The 468-nt window shown below is 71.6% G+C and carries 1 protein-coding gene; it reads left to right on the plus strand.

What is annotated here, in order from left to right; all coding sequences use genetic code 11:
- Positions 1-91 precede the first annotated feature (91 nt).
- The coding region (locus F6X68_RS32925; RefSeq protein WP_151457866.1) for a GNAT family N-acetyltransferase at positions 92-468 on the plus strand (377 nt) is incomplete at its 3' end.

The raw sequence follows: 468 nt of genomic DNA on the forward strand, positions 1-468 counted from the left end.
CAGCAGCAGGACGTCCATGGACAGTCATGTTGCCCCCCGTACCCGAGCGCTGCCCGCCCATCGGTCCCGCTCACTGTGCCACGCTGGCGGCATGAGTGACGTGATCTTCCGTGAGGCCGTCCGCGGCGACCTGCCTGCCGTGATCGCCCTGCTCGCCGACGACGTGCTCGGCAGGACCCGCGACTTCACGGAGGTCGACGCCGCGTACGAGAAGGCGTTCGCCGACATCGACGCCGACCCGCGCAACCAGCTGATCGTGGCCGACGCGGACGGTGAGCTGCTCGGCTGCATGCAGCTCACCTACATCCCCGGCCTGGGCCGGCACGGCGCGGAGCGGCAGCTGATCGAGGCGGTCCGGGTCCGCTCCGACCTGCGCGGGCGCGGCGTCGGCCGGCAGATGATCACCTGGGCGGTCGACCAGGCGAGGCAGCGTGGCTGCGCCCTGGCCCAGCTCACCACCGACAAGAC

This window comes from Micromonospora sp. AMSO12t, assembly GCF_008806585.1.
In the GTDB taxonomy this organism is placed as follows: Bacteria; Actinomycetota; Actinomycetes; order Mycobacteriales; family Micromonosporaceae; genus Micromonospora; species Micromonospora reichwaldensis.